This is a genomic window from Nocardia sp. CC201C, assembly GCF_030010695.1.
Classification (GTDB): Bacteria; Actinomycetota; Actinomycetes; order Mycobacteriales; family Mycobacteriaceae; genus Nocardia; species Nocardia otitidiscaviarum.
This window is the reverse complement of sequence record NZ_JASCXP010000567.1, coordinates 1-3,609: the sequence shown is the minus strand read 5'-3', so window position 1 is coordinate 3,609 and position 3,609 is coordinate 1. Positions and strand designations below refer to the sequence as shown.

Annotated in this window: 3 protein-coding genes; 1 reads left to right on the top strand and 2 read right to left on the bottom strand. The window is 70.8% G+C overall.

Annotation, left to right across the window (positions count from 1 at the left end; translation table 11 throughout):
- Both QK444_RS34135 and QK444_RS34130 read right to left on the bottom strand, forming a co-directional pair.
- Positions 1-1,126, bottom strand: a 1,126-nt coding sequence (locus tag QK444_RS34135) for an NERD domain-containing protein (RefSeq protein ID WP_282786142.1), incomplete at its 3' end; no start/stop codon positions are given.
- A gap of 285 nt (positions 1,127-1,411) precedes the next feature.
- Positions 1,412-2,860 carry an FAD-dependent monooxygenase gene (locus QK444_RS34130; protein ID WP_282786141.1) on the bottom strand — a complete coding sequence of 483 codons (1,449 nt, stop codon included), beginning with the start codon at positions 2,858-2,860 and terminating at the stop codon, positions 1,412-1,414.
- A gap of 86 nt (positions 2,861-2,946) precedes the next feature.
- Here QK444_RS34130 and QK444_RS34125 point away from each other — a divergent pair, with 86 nt between their 5' ends.
- Positions 2,947-3,549 (top strand): TetR/AcrR family transcriptional regulator, encoded by a 603-nt coding sequence (locus QK444_RS34125; RefSeq protein ID WP_282786140.1) that lies wholly within the window; start codon positions 2,947-2,949, stop codon positions 3,547-3,549.
- The last annotated feature ends 60 nt before the right edge of the window (positions 3,550-3,609 follow it).

The following is a 3,609-nucleotide window of genomic DNA, read 5'->3' as shown; positions in this document are numbered from 1 at the left end:
CTTCCGCGGCCTCCCTCGCGGTGCCGGATTCGCGTCGAGGGTCCCCGTGGTCCGCCGGCGTGGTGCCTGCCGCGCCGGGTGCATGCCCCCGACCGCGTTCACTGTCCGGCGCATCGCCCGCCGAGCCGGATTCGCGCTGTGCGCCGCCGCGTCCTTCCGGAGCCATGCCGGTCGCACTGGATGCGCCGTGCGGCCCCGGGCGACCTCCCGGCATGCCCACGGTGCCGGAGTCCTGCCGCGAGCCCTGCTGTCCGCTCGATGCGGTGCCGGGGATGGGGTGTTGTCCGCCCGGCGTGGTACCGGGGACAGGTTGCTGTCTGCCCGGCGTGGTGCCGGGGGCGGGTTGCTGTCCGCCCGCTGCGGTGCCGGGGACGGGGTTGCGCACCGGTACGGCCGCCGGGCCGGGTACGACTCCGGTCGTGGTGCCTTCGCCGTGTGGTGGCTCCGGGGGTTCGGGCGCGGCGACGGGCACGGATGGCACGGAGCGGGCGGGTACCGAGTTGGGTGGTGGCGGGGTGCGGTTGGCGGCCGGGGGATCGAAGCCCTCGAGGACCAGGTCCGAGTGGGTGGCCGCGGCGGCGAAACCGAGCGCGCCCAGGGCCTGCCCGACCTGGGCGGCATCCCAGGCCGGGTCCGCGCCGTCGGCCAGGCCGGTGAAGTAGGCGCGCAGCGAGGACGGGCCGTCACCGAGCAGTACGTCGATACCGGGCGGCATGGCGCCCTTGGTCAGTTTCAGGCGGCTGCCCAGCTGGGGCACCAGCAGCACCAGCCCGCTCACCGGCACGTGTTCGCGCCCGGGGGCGGCGCGCAGCTGGCGCGCCAGTTCGGTGGTCTGCCGTCGCACCCGTTCCAGGGGATTGCCGTCACCGTCGACCGGTGCGGGATTCTCGTCCACCGTCCACGGTTCGTCCTCGGCGCAGTGCAGGGTGCCGTTCACGCGTTCGGTGAACCCGTGCACCGCGATCACCACACAGGTCTGCGGCGTCCATACCACCACGTCGGCGTCCTGGCACTGCACCACCGCGATCCCGGGTACGGCATGCGGCCCGCTCCACGATTTGAGCCAGTTGACGACGGTCCGTTCGGTGCTCGAAAGGCGCGACGGGTCGTCGTTCCGGACCTTCACCAACAATGCAGACTCACCTCTGACCGATGCCTCATCCCGTGTCGGCCGCACCCACGGTCGCCGTGACCCACCATACGGGCTCGTCCGAATGGTCGCGGCGAATCGTCTTGTGCGGCAGCAAGATCATCCAGCATGTCGACGGCCTTGTCGCCCGCGGGAGGTGATCACGGGCGAACCGCCCGGTATGTCCGGCTCGGGAGGTGGCCGCGGAAGGGAGTGGCCGAGGCGGCATCTCGGACGAACCGGTCGGTCGAGGGCACGGTCGCCGAGGCGTGCGCGCAGCGTTCACCCCACGCGTTCGGCGACATACCCGTCCGGACGGACGAGCACCCGCGTCCCATCCACGGCATCGTACGCGCGGAACGCGGCCCCGTCGGGATCGCCGAGCGCGTCGCCGACCCCGTGCTCGCGCACGATGGGCACGACCCGCACCCCCGCCTCGGCGGCCGGAGCCCGGTCCGCGCCGAACAGCAGCAGCGTCGAGTGCGGACCGCGGAAGAGTTCGAACAGCCGAACCCGTTGCCGCGCCGCGTCCACCAGCCGAGCGTCGGGCGCGCGATCGCCCGCCCGCAGTGCGCGATCGGTCGAGTTGTGCGCCATCAGGTCTCGATAGGAGATATCGAGCTGATGGGTTTCCTCGCCGCGGTTCATGGCGTCCGCGGCCCCGTCCATGGTCTTGTCGAGCAGTTCGGTGCTCACCCCCAGCACCCGCGCCGCCACCGCGCGCCGCTCGGTCTGGTAGCTGTCCAGCAACGCCTCCGCCTCGGCACCCGGACCGCGCAGCGCCGCCGCGAGCTTCCAGCCCAGGTTGTAGGCGTCCTGGACGCCGGTGTTCAACCCCTGCCCACCGGTCGGCGGGTGCACGTGGGCGGCATCGCCCGCGAGGAACACCCGTCCCTCCCGGAACCGCTGGGCGAGACGGATATTCGGCCGCCACACCGTCGACCAGGCGAGGTCGCTCAGCACCACCTCGGGCCGGTGGGCGAGTCGGTCGACGTAGCCCTGCAAGACCTCCAGGCTCGGTGCGGTGTCACCGTGCAGCCGAGTCCCGAACTGGAAGTGCCGCCCACCGGGCAAGGGGGACAGCACGATTCCGTCCATGGGCGCGTCCGCCTCGGCGAACCAGTAGCCGAAGTCGTGGTCGAGGGCATCGGCGCGCACGTCGCCGAGCAGCATGCGAACCGATTCGTCGGTGCTGCCCTCGAAGGGGATGCCGAGTCGCTTGCGTACCGTGCTGCGTCCGCCGTCCGCGCCGGCCAGATAGTCCACCCGCACGGTTTCGGTCCCGGCCGGGGTCGACAGCGTGGCGGTCACGCCGTCTCCGTCCTGGGTGAATTCGACCAGCGCCGTGGACGGTTCGACCGTCACCCCGAGCCGCGCCAGCCGGTCCCGCAGGATGCCCTCGGTATCGGACTGCCCGAGCACCCACGGATTCGGGTAGGGCACAGCGGAACTCGGCTCCCGCCACTCGCTCATCCGCCGCTCTGCCACCAACTCCCCGCCGAAATAGGCGCGCACGAGCGGCTGCGGCATCCCGGCGGCGAGGACGGCGTCCAGGACGCCGAGGTCGTCGAACACCTCGAGGGTGCGCGGCTGGATGCCGTCGCCACGGGAACCGGCGAAGAACCGTTCGGCCTGCTCGACCACCCGCACGGCGATGCCGCGCCGGGCCAGGTCGATGGCGAGGGTGAGGCCGGTCGGACCGGCTCCGGCGATCAATACCTGTGCTGACATGCTGACTCCGTATAATGAACTGAGATTCACTGAATGTGAATTCAGTATTAATCCTGGTACGTTCCGCTGTCAAGGAGGTGGTGCGAATGGGTGGCAAACGCCAGGAGAAGGCGGCCGAGACCGAACAGGCGCTCAAGGCCGCCGCCCGCAAACTCTTCGCCGAGCGCGGCTATCTCAACACCAAGATCACCGACATCACCGCGGTGGCCGGACGCGCGGCGGGCTCGTTCTACAACCACTTCGCCAGCAAGGAGGAACTGCTCCAGTCCTTGCTGAAAGACCTTGCCGACGAAGGTGATTCACGCGCGGAGAGTCCGGACCACAAGCCGGACTTCACCGACCCGGAGGCGGTGCGTTACCACATTCGGGGCTACTGGACCGCCGCGCGCGAGCATTGGCCGGTCTTCCGGGCCGTGAGTCAGGCCGCCCTGGTGAACGAGGACTTCGCCCGCATGATGGGTCGCTTCTCCGCCGAACAGCGCGAGGACGTGCTCGATCACCTCGACGGCTTCCCCGCCGCGGGCCTGCGCCTGCCCAGCACCCCCGACGCCAGCCTCACCATGATGTTCCTGGTGGCCTCCGGGCTGCTCCAGGCGGTGGAGGACGGCACGGTCGACCTCACCGACGAGCAGGCGGTGGAGGGCGTCACCCGTTTCGTCTACCGGGGTCTCACCGGCCGCGACTACTGACCGGCCGGGGCTGTCGAGCGACGGAAGGATCGAGCGATCGGAGAGACCGAGCGCTCGTGA

Coding starts and splice junctions, on each gene's coding strand:
- QK444_RS34125 (WP_282786140.1), top strand. CDS start 2,947: ATGGGTGGCAAACGCCAGGAGAAGGCGGCCGAGACCGAACAGGCGCTC.
- QK444_RS34130 (WP_282786141.1), bottom strand. CDS start 2,860: ATGTCAGCACAGGTATTGATCGCCGGAGCCGGTCCGACCGGCCTCACC.